Here is a 24,441-nt window from a genome sequence, read left to right as displayed (position 1 = left end):
ATACCATACTAAACAGATTTATCAATTAATTTTTTATTTACAATAATTAACTTTAAAAATAAAGTTTTACTATTTTATTTTTTTACAATATGTTATAAAATAGGCTTTTATATATAGCAATAATAAAATATTTTGGAGATTTCAATGAAAAAGTTGAATTTTGTAATCATATTAGTATTTTTATCAACCCTAATATTGAGTGCCAATACTATTGAAGATGAAGTATTGAGACTAATCAATTTAGAAAGAAGTAAGGTATCACTTCCTCCTTTGCCAAATAATCAAAGACTGCATTCTTTAGCATTATATCATGCTGACAATATGGCAAAAAACAAGTTTTTCAGCAATACAGATTTAGATGGATTAGATTCTAAGGCAAGACAAGTTAAATTATATCCGGAAATGGTAGGAAACATAAGTGAAAGTTTAGGAAAATTAGATGTTATACCTTTTACAGATAAAAAAGCAGCTGAAACTATAGTAAAAAATTTAATGAGTACTCCTGACAGTAAAAAAAATATCTTAAATAAAAGTTTTAACTCTATAGGAGTTGGTGCAGTAAAAAGAGGTGTAGGTGTATATGTTACTGTAACATTTGCTGATATAGTAGCAGAATCTGTAGACTTCTCAGATACTGCAAAATATGGTGACGATATAACCGTAAAATATAGAATATTAAATAAGGCTGCTTTCACTGATTTTAAAATTGCTGTTGAAATGGCTGATAAAGAAGCACGCATAGCAGGTGATGACGGAAAAACATATATAGGAAATATTATATATGATGTAAAAGATATGGGAAATAGTATATTAGGAAGAACATTTAAAGCAGAATATGGAAAAGGAGAATATAAAATTTCTATTTTATATAAAGGTCAGCATTTCCTAAGTAATGTAAGAACTATAAATGTTCAATAATTTTATATAAAAACAATAGCGGAATATAAATGAAATTCAGAAGAAGATTTGAAATAAAGAGCGGAATAGATTTAACCCCCATGATAGATATAGTATTTAACTTACTAATTTTCTTCATGGTGGGTTCCACTATTGTTGAAACTCCTCAAATAGAAATAAGCCTTCCAAAGTCAAGTTCTGCTGTAGGTTCTGAAAAAAATGAAAATATAGTCATAACAATATCCAAAGATGGACAAAAATATATTAATGGATATTTAGTTGAAGATTTGGATGTTAATCTAGCAGATTTAGCAAAAACAGAGGGAGAACTAGAAAAACCTGTAGAGATAAGATCTGATGAAGATGTAAAAACTCAGATATTAATATCTGTTATAGACAGTGTCAAAAATGCCGGATTTACAAGATTAAGTATAGCCACAGATTCTAAAGAAAATGAATAAAAATATATAATTTCTGTTAATCTCAAAAACTATTTATTATGTTTATTTTATGCATTATTATATTTATAATAATAACAGTATTATTTGTTATAATACCAAATCATTTTGTAAATAAAATATTCATAAAAACTAATAAAAAACTTTTTGAAAGAAAAGAAAAAGATAAAAAAGAAACGGAAGAACAAAAACAAATCAAAGAAAACAGAAGAAAATGGTTTGAAAGCAGTCAAAAAGATATATATACAATTTCAATCGATAACATGAAACTGCATGCTCATATTATAGAAAATGATAAAAGTAATGTATATGTAATAATAGCTCATCCTTATGAAGGCAGAGGAGCTTATATGAAATATTTTGCTGAAAAATATTATAATATGGGATTTAATATAATATTAATTGATTTGAGAACTCATGGAGAAAGTGAAGGAAAAATATACTCGCTTGGATATTTGGAGAGATTAGATATACTTTCTTGGATTGAATATATAAAAAATAATTATGAAAATTCTCAAATAATTTTATACGGTATTTCAATGGGAGCTAATGCTGTTATGATGTGCAGTTGTGAAAATATAGAAAATAATGTCAAAGCCATCATAGAAGATGCAGGTTTTACCAGTGCTAAAGAACAGCTTAAAGAAAGGCTTGATATATCCTATAAACTGCCGTTTTTTCCTATAATACCGCTTACTTCATTTATGACAAAAATTAGACTTGGTTTTTCATTTGATGATATTAATGTAATAAATGCTGTATCAAAATCCAAAGTGCCTATACTTTTTATACATGGGGATAAAGATTCATTAGTTAATCCTAATATGGTTAATAAATTATATGATGCATGCTGTTCAGATAAAGAAAAATTAATAATCAAAAACGGAGAACATATAAAAGCAGTATTATCCGATGAAAATCTATATTGGGATACTATTAATAACTTTATAAAAAAATATACTATTTAATCAAAACTAATTACTCAATTAAACAATTTCCTATTACTTATTATTAACTCAGTCAATAAATATTTATTTATTCATATAAATTATATAATTTTATTAAAAAATTTGTGTAAATCCTAAAAATTTTGTGTAAATTCATTGACAATGATAAAAATAAAAACTATATTTATTATATAAAACAAAATTAAGGAGTAATATTATGACAAACAAAAAAATAGAATTAAAGACAGATAATGCTCCGCAGCCAGCAGGTCCCTATTCTCAATGCATACTAGCTGGAGATTTTATCTTTGTTGCAGGACAAAGACCTGAAAATCCAAAAAACAAAGAAATTCCAAATGATATAAAACTTCAGACAAAACAATGCATAGAAAATATTAAATCTATACTTGAAGAAGCCGGCAGTTCATTGGAGAATATTGTAAAAAGCAATGTATATTTATCTAGTATAAAATATTTTGATGAAATGAATGAAATTTATAGAGAACTTATGCCAAAACCTTTTCCAACAAGAACAACAATAGGAGTAGAACTAAGAAATATATTAGTAGAAATAGAAGTTATGGCATTAAGGGATAAAAGATAATTATGGATACAATAAAAGATATACTGCCGTTATTGGAAGATATAATAAGAGGATTGGGAAAACAATTCGGAAACAGATGCGAATTTGTAATACATGATTATTCTAAACCATTTGATTCAACAATTGTTGCAATTGTTAATGGAGAAGTAACTAATAGAAAAGTAGGAATGGGAGGAACAAATATAGGATTAAAAGTATTGCAAGCAAAGGAAGAATCTGACGGCAAATTTAATTATATAAATCAGACATTAGACGGATATTTTTTGAGAAGCAGTACAATATATTTAAAAAATAGCAAAGGCAAAATAATGGGAAGTTTATGTGTAAATTTAGATATAACAGAACTATTAAATGCCAATAAAATATTAGAAAAAATTTGCATGTCCAAAGAATCCAATGATGATAAAGTGGATACTGTGATAACTAACACAGAAGATTTATTAATAAATTTAATACAAAAATCCATACAGTATATCGGAGTACCAGTCGCAAATATGACAAGAGAAGATAAAATTAAAGGAGTACAGTATTTAAATGAAAAAGGAGCTATGAGAATTAAAAATGCCAGCAATATAATAGCAAAATATTATGATATTAGCAAATACAGCGTATACAATTATATTAATAAAAAAATTTAGTGAGGAACATCTATGCTGAATAACCGTATTACTCAAATAAGTATAACTTTTTATAAAACGTAATATTCCAAATATTTTTAGCACTAAAATTTGATGGAATATTACGTACAAAACTTTTACAATACTTATTCTACCAAATATTAATAAATTGTCAATAATATAGTATAAAAAAATTAGTTAATACAACAATCTATACAATATTAAAATATATACTTTTGATAAAAAATACAAAACTGATATTTATTAGTCAAATATAATATCATCTAACAGTAATAGGAGGATTAATATGTTAAACAAAAAACTTATTGAGGAAGAATTTAGTTTTTTGAATGGAGTAATATTTCTTAATGTTGCTTCTGTTGTTATGCCGCCAAAAAGAGTACAAGAGTCATACAAAAGTTATATGGAAGAGTATGTACAAAATTTCGGCATAAACCTTGTATCAAAGTCTTGGAATATAGTCAACGAGACAAGAGAAAAAATTTCAAAACTAATTAATTCAAAATATTCACATGAAATAGCTTTTGTGAAAAATACATGTGAGGGAATGTCTATATTAGCCAGCAGATACCCTCTAAAGAAAGGGGATAATGTTATTATAGCCGATCAAGAACATCAATCAGCTTTATTTCCTTGGATTAATATGCATGAACAGAAAGGTATTGTATTAAAGGTTATTAAAAATAAAAACGGAGAAGTAGACTATAAAGAAATGGCAAATGCTATAGACAATAATACAAAAATACTAATAGTATCATCTATACAGTTCTCAACAGGTTTTCTATCTGATTTATATTTTTTAGGAGAAGAATGCAAAAAGAAAGGAGTAATTTTTGCCGTAGATGGGATACAATCAGTAGGAAGAATGAATATAGATGTACAAAAAATGAATATAGACTATTTAACATGCGGAACTAATAAAGGATTATTAGGAACATTAGGAGCTGGGTTTGTATACTGTAGTGATAATATAGTCGAAAAAATAATACCATATTGTGCTGGATATCAAAGTACAATAAATCATATATCTCCTCCATCTATAACTGATAATTTTGAATATATAGAATGGTATCCTCATGCCAGAAGATTTGAAGCTGGAAATTTAAATTATAATTGTATATTAGCAATATCAAAAGGTATAGATCTTATATTAGAATTAGGTATAGATGAAATAGAATATCATATAAGAAAATTAGAAAGAAGATTAAGAGAATCATTAAAGAATATTCCTTTAACTGTTGTACAGGCTAAAAATGAAAAAAATTGGGGCGGAATAGTATGTATTTATTACCCTAATAATCAAGAGGAAAAAGTGCAGGAAATATTATCTAAGTATAAAATCTACTGTACAATGCGTGCGGGCTATATAAGATTGAGTATTAATTTCTATAATACAGAAGAACAAATGGATATAGCTGCTAAAGCAATTGATGAAATTTCTAAAATATAAAAAAACAGGAGAAAAAAATGAAAATATTCTCTTACTATAAAAAACTATCACTTTTAACCAAATTACTCATAGCTATGATAATTGGAATAATATTAGGTTCAATATTTGGAGAAAAAATTTTGGTAATAAAACCATTAGGTACTATATTTCTAAATATTTTGAAAATGGCAGCATTGCCTTTAGTTATAGTAAATCTAATATCTGGAATATCATCATTAGATGATCCCAAAATTTTTGGAAGAGTCGGAATCAAAATAATGTTATACTATTTTTTCACAACATGTATAGCAATTATTATAGGACTATTATCAGGATATATTTTTAAACCAGGAGTTGGATTTGAATTAAAAGGAAGCTATGAAACTGCAATTCAAACTATCCCTTCTTTTGGAGAAACTATAATAGGTTTATTGCCTCCTAATATTTTTGAAGCTTTAACTAATGGAAGATTCGATCAAATAGTTGTATTTAGTGCAATAGTTGGAGTTGCTATATTATTTTTAGAAAAAGATGATAGATTAGTACTTACAAACTTATTTAATTCATTAGCAAAACTTTTCAATAAAATAATAGGAGGAATAATGCTTTATGCTCCTATAGGTATTTGTGCTTTAATGGCATGCACTGTAGGAACATACGGAAGCGATCTAATAGGATTTTTAGCTAAATATTTAGGAGCTTCATACATATCTATAATATTACATTTGGCTGTATATTTAATATTATTAATATTATTCTCAGGAATGAACCCTATAGAGTTCCTAAAAAAAGCATCCGTTTTAATAATAACTGCTTTAGGAACCAGCTCTAGTTTAGCTTGTATTCCAATAAGCATTTCATGTGCTGATGAATTAAAATGCAAAAGATCAATATCAAGTTTTACAATACCATTGGGTTCTCAAGTAAATAAAGACGGTAATGGTATGATGTTGGCTATAACTTTTCTTTTTGCCGCACAAGCAATTAATGCACCAATATCCATAGAAATATTAATAAAAGTTATAATAATATCTTTAATATTAACAACAGGAGCAGGAGGAGTACCTGGAGGCGGAATAGTAACTATCGCTATAGTTATGGATGCATTTAGTTTGCCGTTGGAAGTTGTAGGTATAATATCTGGAATATTTGCTCTTATAGATATGGGTTATACTATGATGAATTGTTTAGGAGATTTAGTAGGTACTGTAATTGTATCACGTTCTGAAGAAAAACGAGAAAACAAGCAATTAGCATAGCACATATAAAAATCAGCGGGAGGCAGATGTCATAGCTTCCCGCTATTAAAACATTCCGCCGTCTACACTAATAACCTGTTTAGTAATATAATTTGCCTCTTCTGATAATAAAAAGTTTACAGCATTAGCAATATCTTCTGGTTTACCGATTCTTTTTAAAGCTATCATGTTTTTAGCATGTTCTATTATATCATCATTTATCATTTCACTTTCTATAACACCCGGTGCTATGCAGTTTACTGTAATGTTTCTTTTACCTAATTCTATAGCCAAAGATTTTACAGCTCCAATAAGCCCTGCTTTTGATGCAGAATAATTAACCTGTCCCCTATTTCCTATAATTCCAGATATAGAACTTATAGCTATAATGCGTCCGCCATTTTTATTTCTTATCATAGGCATTATTGCAGGATTTACTATATTGTAAAAACTTTTAAGATTTATATCAATAACTCTATCCCATTCTTCTCCTGTCATAGCTGGAAAAGCATTATCCATTGTTATACCGGACGAAAGAACTATACCGTAATAGGCAGAATTTTCTTCAATATCATTTAATAAAATATTTTTAGACTCTTCTCTGTTTGAAACATCTATTTTCATAAATCTTATGTTAACATCATAATCTTTAGCGTAATTTTTAATATCATCTATAAAAGAATCATTTTTATTATAGCACATTATAGCATCATAACCATTGGCTATAATCTTTTTTGATATTGCAAGTCCTATACTTCCGGAAGCACCTGTTATTAAAATAGATTTGTTTTTATTTCCCATCAATTTATCCATTCATTAAATTATCTGCTGAACTTTCCATAACCATAATAGAACAGTTCATAACTTTTTCTGCTTTATTACTTACAGTTTTATATTCTTCTAAATTATTAATGTCATCATTATAAATAATTACTTCTCCGTCATAATAAGCTATATTATTATCTTTCAAAGTTTCTTTTACGAATATATAAACTCTATTATTAGATTTTACTTTATCAATATAACAATCAGCTTTTTTATATTTAAAATAAACCCTACTCTTTTATCATTCGTATTATTAGATAAAGCACCATTATAAGCAGCCGAAGTTTGTGCAGCATACTCAGTAAATATATATGAATCTATACCTTCAATCTCTGAATTATCATAAAAAATATTATCTTTTTTTATATCAGAGAAAGTAAGTATTTCATTATCATCAAAATTAATATCAATAATGCCGTCTATTAAAAGCATTTTGCCTTTATGAGGTATATTTAAGTTATATTTATTTTTCATACAAAATTATTTACCAACTATTAAACAAGTATTGCTTCCGCCGAAACCAAATGACACACTCATACAGTTTTCAAGTCTGTCAGCTTGTACTTTTCCATTAACCAAATTTATTTTATCTAAACCATCGTCATACTCCCCGTCATATATATGAGGAGGAAGTATTTTTTCTTTATTCATGCTTGAAAGTGTAATAAAACATACTCCAAGCTCCATTGCACCGGCAGCACCTATAGTATGTCCGAATGATGTTTTACTCGAACTGCAGTATATATTAGAAGCATTAACTTTATTAAGAGTGGTACTTTCCATTTTATCATTTATCAAAGTTCCAGTACCATGAAGGTTAATATAATCTATAGCATTTATATTCATATCAGCCTTTTTTAAAGCATCATTAATACATTTGCTTGTTGTATTTCCTTCTATATCAGGACTAGTCATATGATGAGAATCTGAATTACTGTTATAACCTTTAAGATATAGAGCATCTTTAGAATCAATAAAATTTTCTCTTGCAAGTACTGTAAAAGCAGCTCCCTCACCTAAATTAATTCCGCTTCTATTTTTTGAAAAAGAATTTGTCTTATTATAATCAACTACTTCAAGAGAATCGAATCCATAAACAACAGTATCAGTTACAACATCGGCTCCGCCAACTATTGCTGCATCTATTACATTGCTTCTTATAAGTTCATCAGCAGTAATAATAGCATTAGCACTTGATGTACAAGCCGTTGATATTGTAAATGATATGCCGCTTACATCAAAATACTTTTGTAAAAAATCACAGCATATATTCAAACTTTGCATAACAAGTATTCTTTTTTCATTTGAAACAGTGCCTTTTAATATATAATCTTTTGTTTCATCGCTTCCATTTTCACATGTTCCCACTATAACAGATATTCTATTTTTTCCATATCTTTTTTTAGCTTCATCTATAATAGGCTTCAATTGATTGCAAGCATGCAAAGCCATTTTATTTATTTTATTATTATAAGGGTTATCAAGTTCAAAATTAAAGAAATCATTATCTATTTTACCAAGAAAAAATTTTTTAGTATAATCATTATTCTCTTTTAAACCATATTCTCCGTTTAAAAAATATCTGCTGTAGAGTTCATCTTTGTTCCTAGCTAAACAATTAATAATTCCAAAATCCAATAAAAAATTACTCATAAATGCACCTCAGAATTCAGTATATAATTCTATAATAAAAATGTCAAATAGTTCTTGATAGGAGGAATACACTATATATTAAACATTCCTAACCAATTTATTAAATTTAAACAATATAGGAGAAATTATAAATGATGATAAAACTCCTATAAATAAAAATAAACCAAAGGATTTTACTGGTATAAATCCGCTGAATGCTAATGTACCAAATGATAAAACAGTTGTCATCATAGACAAAAATACAGCCAAAAATGTTATCTCTTTATCAGCAGCACTGTTAGAGAAAAATATGGCATAATCTATAGATATTCCTATTGAAAGTATCAAAGCAAATATTGAAAATATATTTATATTTATTGAAAATATAGAATGCAAAGACAAATTTATAAGTATTGACATCATTTGAACCAAAATTATAGCTAAAGCCTGTTTTTTATTAAAATAAATCATCATGGCTATAAATATTAAAATATAAGCAATTATTGCCATTTTTAAAGCAGTTTTTGCCGTACTATCCAAAGCATCATTTATTTCTTCATTAATATTAAATATCTTAACATCTTTATTCGCAGACTTTACTATATTATTTGTATTATAATCACTTGTTGCTATAAGAAAATATTTATTATTATTTGTAACAATAATTTTTTTAAGATCGCTAAAGCTAGGCTCATCTATTATTGTATTTATATCCAAAATTTCATTTTTTACATTACTAAACTCTGTCATTATCTTATTGTAAGAACTTTCATTTAAATCTAGTGAATTTATTTGAGTCCTTAAAAGAGGCATTAATTTTTCTTCTACAAGTTTTATATTATCTCTTTGCCTTTCCTCTGAATACAGTACCCTAGATATTGCCATATAATTATTTGTAAAAGAGTTTTCTATACTCTCTTCTGCCTTTAATGCTTTAGATAAAGTATCACCTCTTGATATAATAATATTTTTTGCAAGAGATGTATTTAATCTTTTATAAACTTCTGTTTCACTTTCAAGTAAAAAATCAGGTGTACTATAAAGCTGATTAGCAGAAAAATTAACCTTAATTCTAGGTATAGTTAATATAGAAACTAAAATAACTATTATAAAAAATATTGCTATTATTTTAATATTAATTAATTTAACATATCTGCTTAATATATTTTTACTCAAACTAAGTACAGAATCTTTTATTACCCTTTTATCATTTTTAAATATAATAGGATACATTATGTTTACTGTTAAAAATGAACTTATAAGTCCGAATATTGAAAATAATGCTATTTGTTTTAATAATGTAAGAGAAGTTAAAGATAATGATAAATAACTTATTATTGTAGTTATAAACCCTAAAAGCATGCTTGGAAATATTTTTTTTAATACTTCTTTTTTATCTTTTTCATTGTACCATTCAGTTATAAAATGTATTGAATGATCTATTGATATACCTATCAAACTAGTTCCGAATACAAATGTAAATATATGAATAGAGCTGAAAAATACTGATGACAATAAAAATGCTGAAGCTCCTGCCAAAAATATTGTACACATAGAAATAATATACGGCTTTACAGATTTAAATACAAATATAAACATAAGACAAATAACTATTAAAGACACAATAGATATAATAGTAATTTCTCTTTGGGCACTCTTTTGACTATAATATGTATGAATAGGAACACCTGATATATATGTTTTTATATTTTCATTAGTTTCCAAAGTGTTTAAAAAAGATGTAAGATTATTAAAAAAATTATCGCTGTCTATCTTTTTAGGCATATCTATATTAAGCAAAACATTATATTTATTATCATAATTAATAAACTGTATGCCGTCTCTTGATTCCATATTATTTTCTGATACTAAAATTTCATTTATTTTGGAATTCACTACAAAGAAAGGATCATCTTCTACATTATCAACTATAGGTATGAAAAACGGAGAATAAAAATTGGCAAGCGAATTTTCTGATACAATATAAGCTTCATCATTAAGTAAATAATTTCTTATTTCATTTGGAAGAAGCTGATATTTATATTTTACAATCATGTTTAAAACATCATCATAATTTTTAGAATACAAATTAACTTGAATATTAGTATCCAATTCATTTATATATTTTTCTAATTTCAAAGCATTATCTTTAGCAATATCAAAATCTTCACTTTCTACAAATATTTTTACAGTGCTTGAATTTTTTAAAAAGAAATCCTCTAAAGGTTTTTGAAAATCTTTATCTTCAAGAAATTTTGGAGTTATAGATAAAAAATTAGTATCTATTTTGGCAATATTCTCATGTCTTATTACAAATACAACAACAGCAAATATATGAAAAAACAGCCACAAAAATATAAGAGGCTTTCTATTACTCAAAATATTTTATCTCCTCAGAAGTCAAAGTATCTGATTTGGATAAAACTTTCATTATATATTCTGTTGTACTTGAATTTTTAGAATATATCTTTATTTTTTCTATATATCCTTCTTTAGCAAAAGATACTTCTATTTTAGACATAATTTTTTTTAGCTCATCAGTTTTCGGAGTATAAACAATTATATTATTTTCAATACTTTGGCTGAAAGATTCTTTTATAGTTTTTTCATCATAAGTAAATATAGATTTTATTATATTTGCTATTTGAGAAAACATAGCATTGCTTGAATCTGCCATAATTTTCTTTGTACCGTTTGGAAGTATTTGAGTAACATTTTTATCTCCCATAACAGTAATTGATTCTTTAGGCTCTTTAGTAAACCAGCATATACCATAGCCGTTTGCAATTAAAAATTCTCCGGAAGATTCAAAACTTTTTCCTCTTTGCGTAACTATCTGAGTATATGTACCTTTTAATAATTTAGCATTTTTGTATTCTTCTTTTATTTGACCGAACAATGAAGAAGATACCATCAATATTATTAATAAATATATTTTTCTCATCTTTATATTATTTCCTAATTATTATTTGTATAGTATATTATATAAATACAAAAAACAACTAATTTGTAAAAAAAATTTATATTTAATTATTAATTCTTTCTATTCTTTCTATAAAATCTTTAGGACTATTTAAAAAACCTTTTCTAGTTTCTGAATCTATAGGCATTTGCAATGTAGAAGATTTAGATATTATTTTGTTATTTTCATCATAAAAAGTATATTCTACTTTCATTCCATTTAAATATTCTGTAATAGCTGTATGTATTCTTACCTTTTGATTTAATTTAATGGAGTTAATATATTTTATTTCAAGTTTTACTATAGGCCACATAACTCCCTTAGCTGTCATAATATCATAATCATAATCTATAATAGAAAGCATAGCCTCCCTAGCCTGCTCCATAAATTTTATGTAATTACCATGCCAAACAACCCCCATAGGATCTAAATCATAAAAAGAAGGTTTTATATAATAATCATTTTCTAAATAAACTTTTTTTTTATAAGTATTTTTATTCATAAACTAATTTCCCTTATACCAAAAATCATGAAAATTATACCATTGATAAGGATACTCTATAGCTTTTTTTTCAATAATAGAAGCAAATTCTCTCGTTAATTCTAATATAATTTCATTTTTTCTCTTTCTGTTTTTAAGTTCCTCAGTGTCTAATTTTATTTTAGATGAATGTATGTAAAAATTATACTTCTTTGAAAGTATTTTATCTTTTTCTCTTAAAGCAAAAAAATAGTAAACAGGATATTTAAGTAAAATAGGTATTAAAAAAGCACCGCAAGGAAAAGGAGCCTCCTCTCCTAAAAAATTTACATAATTGACTTTATCAGTTTTATTAGAAGTCCTGTCTCCTGCTATTGCAACAATTTCACCATTATTTAATTTATCTTCTATACTGATAATAGTTTGAGGTCCCATATTTGAAGCATCTATGAAATCTATAAAGGAATTATTTTTTCCTTCTCCCATAAATATATTAACATTTTTATTTACTCTGGAATCCATTATTATATTTATTTTATAATTTTTAATAGGATTGCCTTCATTTATAACAGCTAATGCCTTTAAAAGTTCAATATTTCCAATATGTGAAAATAAGATTATCATTCCATTTTTATTATCAAGCAAATTGATAACTTTTTCATAATCATCTTTAGTTTTCACTATCAAGTCTTTTATAGGTATATCACCGTCCCAAGCTGCTATTTTTTCTGCAATAGAAACCACAAATGAAAGCAGATGTTTATATGAACATATTATATTAGATTTTATCTTCTTATTGTATTTAGACATTCTTTTGAGATATTCTCTTGAAGCCTTCATTCTATTTTTTGAATAAAAGAAATAAACAATACTAATAGGAATAAGATATATAATTATAAATGTTCTTCCTAATACTCTATAAACAAAAGCAGAAAATAATGCTTTCCACCTATTGCCTATTTCTTTTTCTTCACTCCAATGACTCATAAGATAAAACCTCTAAGCAAAATAAATTTTACCATCTGAATATTTTTTATCTTCATCGTATATTTTGAAAGAAAGAATATTATTTGTGTATATACCTTCAACAATAATATTAGAATTTGGAAAAATCATATTAGTAAATTTAAGCTTCAATAATTTAGTAACTATAATATCCTTAGAAAAAATATTTTTTGATATATCAATTATAATCTTTATTTGTGCCACAGCAGGCAAAAGTTTAAAATTATCAAAATGTCCATCAAAATACGGCAAATTTTCATCTATAAAAACTTTTACTTTAAACATATCGCTGCTTTGCTCTTCTATAGTATAATTATTCAACTTAATTTCCTTGCATTATAGCATCAAGTGCATTTCTATCTATTTTACCAATTTCGCTTCTTGGAATTCTATCCACAAAATATATTTTTTTAGGTAAAACTACCGTTTCAAAATATCCTTTTAAATATTCTATAATATATCTTTTCATATGATCTGCATTTCTATCATTATTATTAAGCACTATAAAAGAAGCTATATATTCCCTCTTATCAGATTTACAATATATAGTATAGCTGTCTTTAAAATGCTTATCCATCAATATCTGTCTGTCTATCTGCTGAACACTGATTCTTTTCCCTTCTATTTTCACTATAGAATCTTCTCTTCCTATAAGTTCAAATTCATTTTCATTTTTCATATCAACAACATCACCTACATGAATCCAAACATCATCACCAGTATAACCAGAACAACATTCTATACTTCCATGTTCATCTACTTTCAATTGAACAACACTAAGTCTAGTCCATAGTTCATTTTCACTTCTTCTTCTATATGCCATAGCACCGGCTTCTGTACTTCCGTAAATTTCTGTAGCATCAGTATTAAATACTTCCTTACAAAGGTCATTAACTTTTTTATCCAATACTCCAGTAGAAGAAAATAAATGCCATTCAGCATTGATTTTTAATGAAGTTCTATCTATTCTTTTCAAAAATGCAGGAGTTGTAACTATAGTAATTCTTTTATACTCAGAAAAATTATTAATAGTCTCTAAATAATTAATTCTATTATCTAAAGATTTTAATTCCAACATATATGGCACCAAAACAGCAAAAACAAATCCATAACTATGATAATGAGGAACTGTATATAAAAACACAGAATCTGTTATATCATTTGTAAATTGATTAACAATTTTTGAAGCTTCTGCCTCAAATTGCTTTAATGTTTTTTCTATAAGTTTAGGATATCCTGTTGATCCCGAAGTATAAAAATTAATATTAACATTTTCATCTATGCAGGTTTCTTTAAGTAAATCAAACCATTTATCATTACAGCTGCTTTTAAATATTTCATCCAAATCTACAGCTGATTTACTGCTGTCAGATATGTAAATCATTGAATCATCCAATATACTCTCAACATATTTCGGACTATTATTATTGAGAACATTCACTCTTTTTTTAAGAATAAATCCGGCTGTAACAACTGCAATAAATCTGTATGCATCCTCAATAAATATTGTAATAGTATCTTCTTTACATTTAGATATATATTCCAAAATACGTACTATATCACTAACAAATTTTTTATACGTAATGGAACTTTTATTTTCTTTATTAATAAGAAAAATATCCTCTGAATCTTTTAATAAATAAAAATTTGTATTAGTTAACTTTCTCATATATTATTTATGCTCTGAATTTTCTCTTATATATTTAGCTAATGTAGCTACAGAATAAAAATGTTTTTTATTGTTTTCTTCTATATCTGAAAAACTTATATTAAATTTCTTTCTTATAGCAACGCCTATTTCTAAAGCATCTATAGAATCAAGACCTAATTCATCTCCAAATAATGGAGCATCAGTATCTATATCATCTATTGTAACGCCTTCTAAATTTGCTGCCTCTATTACTATTTGTTTTATTTGCTCTTCAATAGTCATTTTATAATTCTCCTTTAAAAAATATTTTACATAAATCTATAAAAGATAAGGTTATTTTTTTGTTAATTCGATTTTTCCCAATTTCAAATTAGGAGTATCTGTTGAGATAAATTTAATGAAATCTATGATAGAATTTTCATCTTTTTTAATGTCGCTGTCTATAACGTTTATGTCAATATCAGCATCATCTATAGATACAAGAAAAGAACATGCAAATGAATAATTATTGTCATTTGATATAATTTCATAGCTTTCAGGTAATTTTTCATCAGCTATAATTATGAGTGCTTTATTATGTTCTGAAGTTTTCAAAAATGAAGTTGCTTGTAAAAGTGCCGTATCAATAAAATTATCATAACATGTAACAGCAATAGCTCTTTCATGGCTTTGATAAAATATTGTAAGCTGTGCAACCGCTGTATTGAAAACGGAAAAGCTAAAAAGTGCCGGAGATACCTCATGTTCTGTAACTATTTTTTTAGATATATTATACTGCTGTTTTATTTCTCCATATTTAGATACAAAAAATATAGGTATTTGATCATTTTCTTTTAGAATATTTTTCACAGACTCAAATGATAATTTTGTTATCTGACTGAGTCTTCTTTTTTGTGCTCTCGGTATAAAATCCAAGTCCGGATTGGTTTCACCGTAAGAAATATTTATATTCTCATTTAAATTATCTAATATAAATTTTTTATCTATATTAGGGGCAAAAAAATCCCAATCAAGCACTCTAAAACTTAAATCTGACATAACCTTCCTAATATAAAAATCATAATTTCACTATTATAAATTATACTAAATTATACTATAAAGTCAACTATTAATTAATATATCAAATATTAGATAAAATATAAGAATTTTTAATACTTTTTTGTTATAAATAATTATAATACATAAGTATTTGATATAATAAGATAATATACTAAAATATAATTATCATATTTGAATATTTTTATATTGACATTAGAGTGCACTCCAATGATATAATTACAAAAAAATGGAGGTCAATATTATGACAATAGCAGAAGTAAGCAAAAAAACAGAATTATCCACTGATACACTAAGATATTATGAAAGAATAGGAATAATACCTGAAGTTCAAAGAAGTGAAAGTGGTATAAGAAACTATACAGATTATGATTTAGGGTGGATAGAATTTTCAAAATGTATGAGAAATTCAGGTATGTCTATAGAGTCCATAATAGAATATATAAAGTTATACAATAAAGGTGATGCTACATTGGAAGCAAGAAAGCAATTGCTTGTAAGTCATAGGGATGCAATGCAGGAAAAATTAGATGAACTTCAGGCAACTGTAAATAAATTAAATAAAAAAATAGAAAATTATGAAAGTCAAATGGCTATTCGTGAAAAAAACATGTTAAAAAAGAAAGAAAATAAAGAAGATTAAGGTTAAACATCAATGAAAATAAAAAAATATTTTTTTAGTTTATTATTTTTTTCAATGATAGCATGCAATTCTGTTTATGGAGATAATACAACCACTATGAATACTTTAAATACTTCAGTTAATTTAAAAATAAATAATAAGGAATATAAATTAATACTTTATGATAATCAAACAGCAAAAGAATTTTTATCTATGATGCCTTTAACTATAAATATGAACGATTTAAATGCCAATGAAAAATATCATAATTTAAATAAAAGTCTTACTACACAATCTTCAAGAGGCGGCAGCATAAGAACAGGAGACTTTATGCTTTATGGTAATAATTGTTTGGTTCTTTTTTATGAAAACTTTTCAACATCTTATAGTTATACAAAAATAGGATATATAGAAAATACATCAGGACTTAAAGATACACTTGGAAGAGGAAGTGTTGAAATAACTTTTAGCATTAATTAAAAAATAAAATTTTATGATAAATGGCTATTGACATTAGAGTGCACTCTAATGCTATAATTAAAAAATCATTGCTGAATAAACTTGATGAATTGTAATAAGTGAGTTTATTGATAGCAACAACAGAAATAAACGAGCAGCTAATAACTTTAGTTATTAGCTAAGAAAAAGCGAGTTTATTGATAGTAATAATAGGAATTGACACATGAAAAAAGTGAAATTAAATAACGGACTTGAAATGCCTATATTAGGTTTCGGGGTTTTTCAAATACCTGATTATGAAGAATGTAAAAAATCTGTATTAAATGCCATCGAAGCAGGATACAGATTAATAGATACTGCTTCTGCTTATAATAATGAAAAAGCTGTAGGAGATGCCATAAAAGAAAGCGGAATTGACAGAAAAGAATTGTTTATCACTACTAAATTATGGATAAGCGATGCTGGATATGACAATGCTAAAAAAGCTTTTGAAGTTTCTATGAACAAATTAGGATTAGATTATTTGGATTTATATTTGATACATCAGCCTTTCGGAGATTATTATGGTTCTTGGAGAGCTATGGAAGACTTATATAATCAAGGAAAAATTAAAGCTATAGGAGTATGCAATTTTTATCCTGATAGATTATTAGATTTTGTTATGCATAATAAAATATCTCCTATGGTAAATCAGATTGAAACTCATCCATTCTTTCAAAGAGAAGAAGATAATAAACTTATGAAAGAATATAATATTCAAATAGAATCTTGGGGACCATTTGCTGAAGGCAGAAATAATATGTTTACTAATGAAGTACTAATGTCCATAGCAAAGAAACATAATAAAACTACAGCACAAGTTATATTAAATTGGCTTATAAAAAGAAATGTTGTTGTTATACCAAAAAGCGTACACAAAGAAAGAATAATAGAAAATTTCAATGTATTTGATTTTGAATTAGATGATAATGATATGAAAGAAATTTCTAAACTTGACACTAAACAAAGTTTATTTTTATCTCACACAGATATTGAAACAGTAAAATATTTATGCAATTATAAGATTTAATATTTTTAAATCATTATATGTGTTTCATTTTTGAAAATATATAAATAATTTTTATGCATGATAGGTGTACATTTTATGAAAGAAAAAATAATTAAAAATACTTTTATAAGTTTCTTGTTAATTTTTATTATACTATTGAATATAAAAGCAGAGGCTAATAATATGAAAGGCAATTTTAATTTCAATACAAAAACTGTTAAACTAAATAATGGTTATGAAATACCTTTAAATGGAATAGGAACATATAGTTTATTAAATGATGTTTGCTATAATTCTGTTCTTTATGCTCTACAAAATGGAGTAAGATTGATAGACACAGCATACATATACCGCAATGAAGAGGCTGTTGGAAAGGCTGTAAAAGATTCCAAAGTTGACAGGAAAGATATTTTTATCATTACAAAGTTATATCCTAATCAATATAATAATGCAGAGAAAGCTATAAATGATGCATTAAAGAAATTGAATGTAGAATATATAGATATGATGCTGCTTCATCATCCAGGAAGTAACGATGTTGAAGCGTATAAGGCCATAGAAAAAGCTATAAAAGAAGGAAAGATTCGTTCTGCAGGTCTTTCTAATTGGTACATAAAAGAATTAAAAGAATTTCTTCCAAAGATAAATATAATGCCTGCTTTAGTACAAAATGAAATACATCCATACTATCAAGATACTGATGTTGTAGAATATATACAAAGTTTGGGTACAGCTGTTCAAGGCTGGTATCCATTGGGAGGAAGAGGATATCAAAAAGAACTTTTGAATGATAAAGTATTAAAAGATATAGCAAAAAAATATAATAAATCAGTTGCTCAAATTATATTAAGATGGAATTTACAAAGAGGAGTAATTGTAATACCAGGTTCAAGCAATAGAGAACATATAATAGAAAATACAGAAATATATGATTTTCAATTAAGCGATGATGATATGAAAAGAATATCAGAATTAAACCGTAATGAAAAACATGATTGGTATTAAAGATTATTTTAATTATTATTTAATTTAAATAAATCTATTGATAATAGGAAGTAAAAAATAAAAGTTTAGGAGGTATAAATATGAAAAAAAGAATGCTTGGAAATTTAGAAGTTTCAGCTATTGGTTTAGGATGTATGGGAATGAGTCATGGATATGGTCCTGCTTCCAATAAAAAAGATATGATTTATTTAATTCATCAAGCTTTGGATATGGGTATAACTTTCTTTGATACGGCTGAATGTTATGGACCTTTTGAAAATGAAAATCTTGTAGGAGAGGCATTGGAACAATATAGAGATAAAGTTGTAATAGCTACAAAATTTGGAATACAAATAGAAAATGGAAAACAAATATTGAATGCTAAACCTGATACAACAAAAAAATCTATAGAGGGCTCTCTTAAAAGATTAAAAACCGATTACATCGATTTATATTATCTTCATAGAGTTGATCCTAATACACCTATTGAAGAAGTAGCTTTAACAATAAAAGATTTAATAAAAGAGGGTAAAGTTAAACATTGGGGACTATCTGAGGCCGGAACAAATACTATAAAAAAAGCTGATGAAATATGCAAATTAACTGCATTACAAAGTGAATATTCTATGATGTGGAGAGACCCTGAAAAAGAAATTATACCATTATTAGAAAAATTAAATATAGGTTTTGTGCCTTTTTCTCCTTTAGGTAAAGGTTTCTTAACTGCTACTATAGATAAAAATGCTTCTTTTGGTAATGATGACTTTAGAAGCATAGTTCCTAGATTTAAAAAAGAAAATTTAGAAGCCAATCAAAAATTAATAGAACTTATAAAAATGATTGCTAATAATAAAAATATCACTCCTTCTCAAGTAGCATTATCTTGGGTATTGGCACAAAAAAGTTTCATAGTCCCTATACCTGGTACTAGGAGTTTAGAAAGATTAAAAGAAAATACTTCAGCAGCAGATATAGTATTAACAGAAAATGAATTAAATGATATAAACGAAGCACTTTCAAAAATAGTAATTCATGGAGACAGATATCCTAAAGAATATGCTGACAGAGTAGGGAAATAAATTTTGATAATAAAAAATTTAAGAAGGTATAACATGAAAAAAAGAAAGCTCGGAGATTTAGAAGTTTCTGCAATAGGTTTAGGCTGTATGGGATACGGTGTAGTATACGATGAAAATTATGATAAAAAAGAATTAATATCTCTCATACATGAAGCTGTAGAATTAGGTGTTAATTTCTTTGATACTGCAGAAGCTTATGGACCATATAAAAATGAGGAAATTGTCGGTGAGGCATTAGAGAAATACAGAGATAAAGTTGTAATAGCTACAAAATGTGGCATAAAAACAGTAAATGGAAAACCTGTATTAGATTCCAAAAAAGAAACTATAAAAACATCGGTGGAAGGTTCATTAAAAAGATTAAGAACTGATTATATTGATTTATACTATCTTCATAGAGTTGATGCTAATACACCTATCGAAGAAGTAGCAGAAACAATGAAAAAATTAATCAAAGAAGGAAAAATTAAATATTGGGGAATTTCAGAACCCGGAGCAAACACTATAAAAAAAGCAGATAAAGTATGTAAATTAACTGCTATACAAAGCGAATACTCTATGATTTGGAGAGAACCGGAAAATGAAATCATACCATTATTAGAAGAATTAAATATAGGCTTTGTTCCTTTCTCTCCATTAGGTAAAGGATTTTTAACAGGAAGATTCAATACTGATTCAGAGTTTTCAAAAAATGATTTTAGAAGTTCTGTACCAAGATTCCAAAAAGAAAATTTAAAACAAAATCAAGTATTGATTGATATTTTAGAAGATATTGCCAAAACAAAAAATGTTTCAAAATCACAAATAGCATTAGCTTGGGTATTGCATCAAAAAACATTTATAGTACCAATACCTGGAACAAGAAAAATAGAAAGATTAAAAGAAAATATATACTCTGTTAATGTAGCGTTTACTAATGAAGAATTAAATAAAATTAATGAAGCAATATCAAAAATAACTATACAAGGAGAAAGATACCCGAAGGAACATTTAGAAATAGTAGGAAGATAATATTTTTTATTAATAACAATAGGAGTAAAAAATGAAAGCATTAATAGCATATTATTCACATTCATCAAACACTAAAAAACTTGTTGAGTTTATAGCAAAAGTTGTAAAATCAGAATTTCCAAATGCTGAAATAGACTTTTTTTATGCTGAACCAGAAAAGCCATATTCACCAAGTTATAACACAGTTTTAAATGAAGCTAAAAGAGATATAAACAATAATCATAAACCAAAATTAAAAAATAATATAAAAAGCATAGATGCTTACGATGTTATATTTGTAGGAAGTCCAAATTGGTGGAATACTATGGCTCCTCCGATAAATACATTTTTAAATAGTTTTGATTTCTCTAATAAAATAATAATGCCTTTCTGTACTCATGGCGGCGGAGGTTCTGGAAGCATTAAAAGAGATATAGAAAAAGAATCAAAATCTAAACAAGTAGCTAAAATATTAAGTGTTTACGGAAGTTCTGCCTCAAGTGCTGAAAATGAAATAAAGAAATGGATTAAAGATGTATTTGTAAAAATAAAATAATTCAATAGTATAAAATAAAAGGAGAAATAAAATGTCAGATAAAAATTTTGAATATAATAAAGCACCGGAAAAAACTATATTTATAAAAAATGGAGAAGGTAAAAAATTTAAAGGAGCAAAAGAATATTTTACAGGAGATGTTGAAGTAGAAATTCTTACAGAGCCTAATGAAGATTCTCATTTCTCTGTAGCTTATGTAACATTTGAAGCAGGTGCCAAAACTGCATGGCATACTCATCCTTGCGGACAGCATTTAGTTGTAGTTGAAGGCATAGGACTTACTCAGGAAGAAGGCGGAGAAGTTTTGGAGTTTCATGCGGGAGAAGCTCTTTACTGTCCAAAAGATAAAAAACATTGGCACGGTGCTTCGCCTGACTGCAGAATGAAACATATAGCTATCACTGGAGACAAAGACGGCAACAATGTTACTTGGTTAGAACATGTAACCGATGAAGAGTATAATGCTTATAAAAAGAATAAATAAATATTGAATAATATTTATTTAAAATACTAAAAGTATCAATATAAACTATGGTCATAATTTTTCTTAATCAATAAGGGTGGAATTTATGAAAAATAAAAAAATAATATCAACATTCACTGCTTTAAGTATTATTTTAATAGCTGGTGCAATATTTTATATATTAAAAAAAACAAATAACAATATAATCCCTGAACAGAAAATTTTTGCTCAAGAGATTAATAGAAACAATTCAGGAGATAGAACAATGGTAAATGATAATTTAATATTATTAAAAGGCGGAAATTTCATGATGGGAAGTCCTGAAAATGAAGCTCAGCGTGATAAAGATGAAGTTCTACATGAAGTGATAATAAACCCATTTTATATATCCCCTTATGAAGTTACACAAAAAGATTATCAAACAATAATGGGTAAAAATCCAAGCTATTTTAAAGGAGAAGATTTACCTGTAGAAAATATTACTTGGTATGATGCTATAGAATACTGCAATAGATTAAGTGAAAAAAGCGGCCTAAAACCCGTATATACAATAAATGGTAATACAGTAACTTGGGATAGAAGTGCTAACGGTTACAGACTTTTAACAGAAGCAGAATGGGAATATGCGGCAAGAGCAGGAACAAGAACAGTATTTAATTCTGTTAATCATATTACAAGCGATAATGCTAATTTTGAAGGAAGTTATCCTTACCTTATAGAAGAAAATTATGTTAACCCTCATAATCCTGATGTAAAAACAAGTCGCTACAGAGGAAAAACTATAAAAGTTGATAGTCTAAGTCCAAATCAATTCGGACTTTATAATATGCATGGAAATGTTTCTGAATGGTGCTTTGATTATTACGGAGAATATGATACAGCAAATAAAAATAATCCTGCAGGAGCAAGTAATGGATATTTAAGAGTTAGCAGAGGCGGAAGTTATATTGATTTTGCCAAACATTTAAGAGCGGCATATCGTTCTGCATGTAATCCTTTAAGCACTGATAGAAATACTGGATTTAGAATTGCAAGAAACTCAAATGCAATTAATGATACTATAACAACAACCCGTTCATTAAATATAGAAGTACCTAAAAATCCAAAAATATTAATAGCTTATTTTTCTTATTCCGGAAATACTAGAAATGCTGCTGATATTATAAAAGAAAAAACAGGTGCTGATATAATAGAAATTGAAATGAAAACACCATACAGAGGCAGAGGAAATATATATGAAGTGTCTCAAATAGATTTAAATAAAAATGTTTATCAGGAATTAACTCAGCATGTAAATAATATGTCAGAGTATGATGTAATATTACTTGGCTACCCTACTTGGTGGGCAACTATGCCTATGCCTGTATTTTCATTTATAAGAGAATACGATTTTTCAGGAAAAACAGTTATTACATTCAGCAGTCATGGGGGCACTATGTTTGGCGAGAGTGTATCAGATTTAGCTAAACTTATACCTAATACTTATGTAGGATTGGCTTTAGAATTCAATTATTCTGGTGGTAGAGAATTAGAAAATAGAATTTCTGAATGGTTAAAATTAAATAGAATTCAGCAAAGATAATATTATTTTATTTTCCTTTTTTAATATAATTTCAAATTCATAATTTATGAATTTGTATAAGCCTCTAGTTTTTATAAGTTAAATTAACTAGAGGCTCTAATAAAATATAAAAGATTGTCAATATGAAAAAAGTTATTAAAATCACTATAGACATTTTAATGTTTATTATATTCGTTTATCTTATGAGCTACAGAGCAGGCAGAGGATTGCTTATGCATGGAGTTCTTGGTTTTACTTTATTTGCTTTGTTTATACTTCATCATATTTTAAATATAAAATGGTATGGAACTATAACAAAAGGCAGATACGGATTTGCCAAAAATCTATTTATCATAATTAATCTAATATTATTTTTTGATATGATTGTCATGGCAATAAGCTCAATTATGATGTCCGGAGATATATTTGCATTTTCGCCTTTTATAGCTAATCAATTCGCACGCAATATACATGTAGTATCAACAGCATGGGGATTTGTAATTATGACTTTGCATCTTGGACTTCATACTAATAGCATATTACAAAAAATGTATAACAAAATAAAAATAATATATTTCATAATGCTATTTATTGGTATATATTGTTTTATAAAAAGCGGAATTATTAACTCAATGTTTCTTATCCCTAAAGAAAATAATTCTTTTTATGATTTGATTTTTTATTTTGAATATGCAATGATAACTATCAGTTCATGTCAGATTATCCATTTAATTTTCAAAATAAATTCTAATAGAAGATAACATAATATATTCTATACATTTGATTTTTTTTGCAATAGGTATATTATAGTAAAAAATAATAATTGGTTATATAGTTAGAAATTATAAAAGCAAGC

General features: G+C 26.5%; 29 protein-coding genes. 17 read left to right on the top strand and 12 right to left on the bottom strand.

Annotation, left to right across the window (positions count from 1 at the left end; all coding sequences use genetic code 11):
* Nucleotides 1–144 precede the first annotated feature (144 nt).
* The 7 genes from T324_RS0106080 to T324_RS0106050 all read left to right on the top strand — a co-directional run bounded on the left by T324_RS0106080 (nucleotide 145) and on the right by T324_RS0106050 (nucleotide 6,232).
* A complete protein-coding gene (locus T324_RS0106080) occupies nucleotides 145–918 on the top strand; it encodes a CAP domain-containing protein (RefSeq protein ID WP_028329424.1) in 774 nt (257 codons plus the stop codon).
* A 29-nt stretch (nucleotides 919–947) separates the two neighbouring features.
* Complete coding sequence (locus T324_RS0106075; RefSeq protein WP_028329423.1) at nucleotides 948–1,358, top strand: ExbD/TolR family protein; 411 nt, start codon at nucleotides 948–950, stop codon at nucleotides 1,356–1,358.
* A gap of 38 nt (nucleotides 1,359–1,396) precedes the next feature.
* Complete coding sequence (locus tag T324_RS0106070) at nucleotides 1,397–2,323, top strand: alpha/beta hydrolase (protein ID WP_038375062.1); 927 nt, start codon at nucleotides 1,397–1,399, stop codon at nucleotides 2,321–2,323.
* A 196-nt stretch (nucleotides 2,324–2,519) separates the two neighbouring features.
* The gene (locus T324_RS0106065; RefSeq protein ID WP_028329421.1) at nucleotides 2,520–2,906 is read left to right on the top strand and encodes a RidA family protein; all 387 of its coding nucleotides are present in this window, start codon (nucleotides 2,520–2,522) and stop codon (nucleotides 2,904–2,906) included.
* A gap of 2 nt (nucleotides 2,907–2,908) precedes the next feature.
* Nucleotides 2,909–3,544 (top strand): helix-turn-helix transcriptional regulator, encoded by a 636-nt coding sequence (locus T324_RS0106060; RefSeq protein ID WP_028329420.1) that lies wholly within the window; start codon nucleotides 2,909–2,911, stop codon nucleotides 3,542–3,544.
* 286 nt (nucleotides 3,545–3,830) lie between these two features.
* Nucleotides 3,831–4,994 carry an aminotransferase class V-fold PLP-dependent enzyme gene (locus tag T324_RS0106055; RefSeq protein WP_028329419.1) on the top strand — a complete coding sequence of 388 codons (1,164 nt, stop codon included), beginning with the start codon at nucleotides 3,831–3,833 and terminating at the stop codon, nucleotides 4,992–4,994.
* Between the two features lie 17 nt (nucleotides 4,995–5,011).
* Nucleotides 5,012–6,232, top strand: coding sequence for a dicarboxylate/amino acid:cation symporter (locus T324_RS0106050; protein ID WP_028329418.1), 1,221 nt, complete (start codon nucleotides 5,012–5,014; stop codon nucleotides 6,230–6,232).
* A gap of 45 nt (nucleotides 6,233–6,277) precedes the next feature.
* Here the strand turns inward: T324_RS0106050 and fabG are convergent, their stop codons facing one another.
* The 12 genes from fabG to T324_RS0105995 all read right to left on the bottom strand — a co-directional run bounded on the left by fabG (nucleotide 6,278) and on the right by T324_RS0105995 (nucleotide 15,805).
* A complete protein-coding gene (fabG, locus tag T324_RS0106045) occupies nucleotides 6,278–7,024 on the bottom strand; it encodes a 3-oxoacyl-ACP reductase FabG (protein ID WP_245580652.1) in 747 nt (248 codons plus the stop codon).
* Entirely contained in the window at nucleotides 7,017–7,181 is a 165-nt protein-coding gene (locus tag T324_RS18455) for a hypothetical protein (RefSeq protein ID WP_245580651.1), read from the bottom strand. The genes fabG and T324_RS18455 overlap by 8 nt, the downstream gene beginning before the upstream one ends.
* Nucleotides 7,182–7,219: 38 nt before the next feature.
* Nucleotides 7,220–7,510 carry an ApeP family dehydratase gene (locus tag T324_RS18450; RefSeq protein WP_245580650.1) on the bottom strand — a complete coding sequence of 97 codons (291 nt, stop codon included), beginning with the start codon at nucleotides 7,508–7,510 and terminating at the stop codon, nucleotides 7,220–7,222.
* A 6-nt stretch (nucleotides 7,511–7,516) separates the two neighbouring features.
* Complete coding sequence (locus tag T324_RS0106035; RefSeq protein ID WP_028329416.1) at nucleotides 7,517–8,689, bottom strand: beta-ketoacyl synthase N-terminal-like domain-containing protein; 1,173 nt, start codon at nucleotides 8,687–8,689, stop codon at nucleotides 7,517–7,519.
* Nucleotides 8,690–8,767: 78 nt separating this feature from the next.
* Complete coding sequence (locus T324_RS0106030) at nucleotides 8,768–11,047, bottom strand: MMPL family transporter (RefSeq protein WP_038375061.1); 2,280 nt, start codon at nucleotides 11,045–11,047, stop codon at nucleotides 8,768–8,770.
* Complete coding sequence (locus tag T324_RS0106025; RefSeq protein ID WP_028329414.1) at nucleotides 11,040–11,612, bottom strand: LolA family protein; 573 nt, start codon at nucleotides 11,610–11,612, stop codon at nucleotides 11,040–11,042. The genes T324_RS0106030 and T324_RS0106025 overlap by 8 nt, the downstream gene beginning before the upstream one ends.
* 82 nt (nucleotides 11,613–11,694) lie before the next feature.
* The gene (locus T324_RS0106020; protein ID WP_028329413.1) at nucleotides 11,695–12,132 is read right to left on the bottom strand and encodes an acyl-CoA thioesterase; all 438 of its coding nucleotides are present in this window, start codon (nucleotides 12,130–12,132) and stop codon (nucleotides 11,695–11,697) included.
* Nucleotides 12,133–12,135: 3 nt separating this feature from the next.
* Nucleotides 12,136–13,098 (bottom strand): lysophospholipid acyltransferase family protein, encoded by a 963-nt coding sequence (locus T324_RS0106015; RefSeq protein WP_028329412.1) that lies wholly within the window; start codon nucleotides 13,096–13,098, stop codon nucleotides 12,136–12,138.
* Nucleotides 13,099–13,110: 12 nt separating this feature from the next.
* Nucleotides 13,111–13,437 carry an ApeI family dehydratase gene (locus T324_RS0106010; protein WP_245580649.1) on the bottom strand — a complete coding sequence of 109 codons (327 nt, stop codon included), beginning with the start codon at nucleotides 13,435–13,437 and terminating at the stop codon, nucleotides 13,111–13,113.
* Nucleotide 13,438: 1 nt separating this feature from the next.
* Complete coding sequence (locus tag T324_RS0106005) at nucleotides 13,439–14,785, bottom strand: AMP-binding protein (RefSeq protein WP_028329410.1); 1,347 nt, start codon at nucleotides 14,783–14,785, stop codon at nucleotides 13,439–13,441.
* A 3-nt stretch (nucleotides 14,786–14,788) separates the two neighbouring features.
* Complete coding sequence (locus T324_RS0106000; protein ID WP_028329409.1) at nucleotides 14,789–15,049, bottom strand: phosphopantetheine-binding protein; 261 nt, start codon at nucleotides 15,047–15,049, stop codon at nucleotides 14,789–14,791.
* 51 nt (nucleotides 15,050–15,100) lie between these two features.
* On the bottom strand, nucleotides 15,101–15,805 hold the full coding sequence (locus T324_RS0105995; RefSeq protein WP_028329408.1) for a beta-ketoacyl synthase chain length factor: 705 nt from the start codon (nucleotides 15,803–15,805) through the stop codon (nucleotides 15,101–15,103).
* A 262-nt stretch (nucleotides 15,806–16,067) separates the two neighbouring features.
* On the opposite strand from T324_RS0105995, the gene T324_RS0105990 reads away from it, so the two are divergent.
* The 10 genes from T324_RS0105990 to T324_RS0105945 all read left to right on the top strand — a co-directional run bounded on the left by T324_RS0105990 (nucleotide 16,068) and on the right by T324_RS0105945 (nucleotide 24,346).
* The gene (locus T324_RS0105990; protein ID WP_028329407.1) at nucleotides 16,068–16,466 is read left to right on the top strand and encodes a MerR family transcriptional regulator; all 399 of its coding nucleotides are present in this window, start codon (nucleotides 16,068–16,070) and stop codon (nucleotides 16,464–16,466) included.
* Nucleotides 16,467–16,478: 12 nt separating this feature from the next.
* Nucleotides 16,479–16,925, top strand: coding sequence for a cyclophilin-like fold protein (locus tag T324_RS0105985; RefSeq protein WP_028329406.1), 447 nt, complete (start codon nucleotides 16,479–16,481; stop codon nucleotides 16,923–16,925).
* A gap of 202 nt (nucleotides 16,926–17,127) precedes the next feature.
* Nucleotides 17,128–17,973 (top strand): aldo/keto reductase, encoded by an 846-nt coding sequence (locus T324_RS0105980; protein ID WP_028329405.1) that lies wholly within the window; start codon nucleotides 17,128–17,130, stop codon nucleotides 17,971–17,973.
* A 90-nt stretch (nucleotides 17,974–18,063) separates the two neighbouring features.
* The gene (locus tag T324_RS0105975; RefSeq protein WP_028329404.1) at nucleotides 18,064–18,957 is read left to right on the top strand and encodes an aldo/keto reductase; all 894 of its coding nucleotides are present in this window, start codon (nucleotides 18,064–18,066) and stop codon (nucleotides 18,955–18,957) included.
* An 80-nt stretch (nucleotides 18,958–19,037) separates the two neighbouring features.
* Complete coding sequence (locus tag T324_RS0105970; RefSeq protein ID WP_028329403.1) at nucleotides 19,038–20,015, top strand: aldo/keto reductase; 978 nt, start codon at nucleotides 19,038–19,040, stop codon at nucleotides 20,013–20,015.
* A gap of 33 nt (nucleotides 20,016–20,048) precedes the next feature.
* Complete coding sequence (locus T324_RS0105965; protein WP_028329402.1) at nucleotides 20,049–21,026, top strand: aldo/keto reductase; 978 nt, start codon at nucleotides 20,049–20,051, stop codon at nucleotides 21,024–21,026.
* Between the two features lie 31 nt (nucleotides 21,027–21,057).
* Nucleotides 21,058–21,561 (top strand): flavodoxin, encoded by a 504-nt coding sequence (locus tag T324_RS0105960; protein WP_028329401.1) that lies wholly within the window; start codon nucleotides 21,058–21,060, stop codon nucleotides 21,559–21,561.
* Nucleotides 21,562–21,592: 31 nt separating this feature from the next.
* Nucleotides 21,593–22,045, top strand: a complete 453-nt coding sequence (locus T324_RS0105955; RefSeq protein WP_028329400.1) for a (R)-mandelonitrile lyase — start codon at nucleotides 21,593–21,595, stop codon at nucleotides 22,043–22,045.
* A gap of 85 nt (nucleotides 22,046–22,130) precedes the next feature.
* Nucleotides 22,131–23,606 (top strand): flavodoxin, encoded by a 1,476-nt coding sequence (locus T324_RS0105950; RefSeq protein ID WP_028329399.1) that lies wholly within the window; start codon nucleotides 22,131–22,133, stop codon nucleotides 23,604–23,606.
* A 122-nt stretch (nucleotides 23,607–23,728) separates the two neighbouring features.
* The gene (locus T324_RS0105945) at nucleotides 23,729–24,346 is read left to right on the top strand and encodes a DUF4405 domain-containing protein (protein ID WP_028329398.1); all 618 of its coding nucleotides are present in this window, start codon (nucleotides 23,729–23,731) and stop codon (nucleotides 24,344–24,346) included.
* Nucleotides 24,347–24,441 lie beyond the last annotated feature (95 nt).

The organism is Brachyspira alvinipulli ATCC 51933 (assembly GCF_000518245.1).
GTDB classification, from domain to species: Bacteria; Spirochaetota; Brachyspiria; order Brachyspirales; family Brachyspiraceae; genus Brachyspira; species Brachyspira alvinipulli.
Note: the sequence above shows the minus strand (reverse complement) of the source record. Positions and strands in the feature narration are given on the sequence as shown.

Bases quoted from the DNA above. Each gene is read 5' to 3' on its own strand.
- T324_RS0106065 (WP_028329421.1), top strand. From the start codon at position 2,520: ATGACAAACAAAAAAATAGAATTAAAGACAGATAATGCTCCGCAGCCA.
- T324_RS0106005 (WP_028329410.1), bottom strand. From the start codon at position 14,785: ATGAGAAAGTTAACTAATACAAATTTTTATTTATTAAAAGATTCAGAG.
- T324_RS0106070 (WP_038375062.1), top strand. From the start codon at position 1,397: ATGTTTATTTTATGCATTATTATATTTATAATAATAACAGTATTATTT.
- T324_RS0106080 (WP_028329424.1), top strand. From the start codon at position 145: ATGAAAAAGTTGAATTTTGTAATCATATTAGTATTTTTATCAACCCTA.
- T324_RS0106050 (WP_028329418.1), top strand. From the start codon at position 5,012: ATGAAAATATTCTCTTACTATAAAAAACTATCACTTTTAACCAAATTA.
- T324_RS0106075 (WP_028329423.1), top strand. From the start codon at position 948: ATGAAATTCAGAAGAAGATTTGAAATAAAGAGCGGAATAGATTTAACC.
- T324_RS0106055 (WP_028329419.1), top strand. From the start codon at position 3,831: ATGTTAAACAAAAAACTTATTGAGGAAGAATTTAGTTTTTTGAATGGA.
- T324_RS0105955 (WP_028329400.1), top strand. From the start codon at position 21,593: ATGTCAGATAAAAATTTTGAATATAATAAAGCACCGGAAAAAACTATA.
- fabG (WP_245580652.1), bottom strand. From the start codon at position 7,024: ATGGATAAATTGATGGGAAATAAAAACAAATCTATTTTAATAACAGGT.
- T324_RS18450 (WP_245580650.1), bottom strand. From the start codon at position 7,510: ATGAAAAATAAATATAACTTAAATATACCTCATAAAGGCAAAATGCTT.
- T324_RS0106035 (WP_028329416.1), bottom strand. From the start codon at position 8,689: ATGAGTAATTTTTTATTGGATTTTGGAATTATTAATTGTTTAGCTAGG.
- T324_RS0105970 (WP_028329403.1), top strand. From the start codon at position 19,038: ATGAAAAAAAGAATGCTTGGAAATTTAGAAGTTTCAGCTATTGGTTTA.
- T324_RS0106060 (WP_028329420.1), top strand. From the start codon at position 2,909: ATGGATACAATAAAAGATATACTGCCGTTATTGGAAGATATAATAAGA.
- T324_RS0105950 (WP_028329399.1), top strand. From the start codon at position 22,131: ATGAAAAATAAAAAAATAATATCAACATTCACTGCTTTAAGTATTATT.
- T324_RS0105980 (WP_028329405.1), top strand. From the start codon at position 17,128: ATGAAAAAAGTGAAATTAAATAACGGACTTGAAATGCCTATATTAGGT.
- T324_RS0105995 (WP_028329408.1), bottom strand. From the start codon at position 15,805: ATGTCAGATTTAAGTTTTAGAGTGCTTGATTGGGATTTTTTTGCCCCT.
- T324_RS0106020 (WP_028329413.1), bottom strand. From the start codon at position 12,132: ATGAATAAAAATACTTATAAAAAAAAAGTTTATTTAGAAAATGATTAT.
- T324_RS0105965 (WP_028329402.1), top strand. From the start codon at position 20,049: ATGAAAAAAAGAAAGCTCGGAGATTTAGAAGTTTCTGCAATAGGTTTA.
- T324_RS0105945 (WP_028329398.1), top strand. From the start codon at position 23,729: ATGAAAAAAGTTATTAAAATCACTATAGACATTTTAATGTTTATTATA.
- T324_RS0106000 (WP_028329409.1), bottom strand. From the start codon at position 15,049: ATGACTATTGAAGAGCAAATAAAACAAATAGTAATAGAGGCAGCAAAT.
- T324_RS0106025 (WP_028329414.1), bottom strand. From the start codon at position 11,612: ATGAGAAAAATATATTTATTAATAATATTGATGGTATCTTCTTCATTG.
- T324_RS0106015 (WP_028329412.1), bottom strand. From the start codon at position 13,098: ATGAGTCATTGGAGTGAAGAAAAAGAAATAGGCAATAGGTGGAAAGCA.
- T324_RS0105990 (WP_028329407.1), top strand. From the start codon at position 16,068: ATGACAATAGCAGAAGTAAGCAAAAAAACAGAATTATCCACTGATACA.
- T324_RS0105985 (WP_028329406.1), top strand. From the start codon at position 16,479: ATGAAAATAAAAAAATATTTTTTTAGTTTATTATTTTTTTCAATGATA.
- T324_RS0105960 (WP_028329401.1), top strand. From the start codon at position 21,058: ATGAAAGCATTAATAGCATATTATTCACATTCATCAAACACTAAAAAA.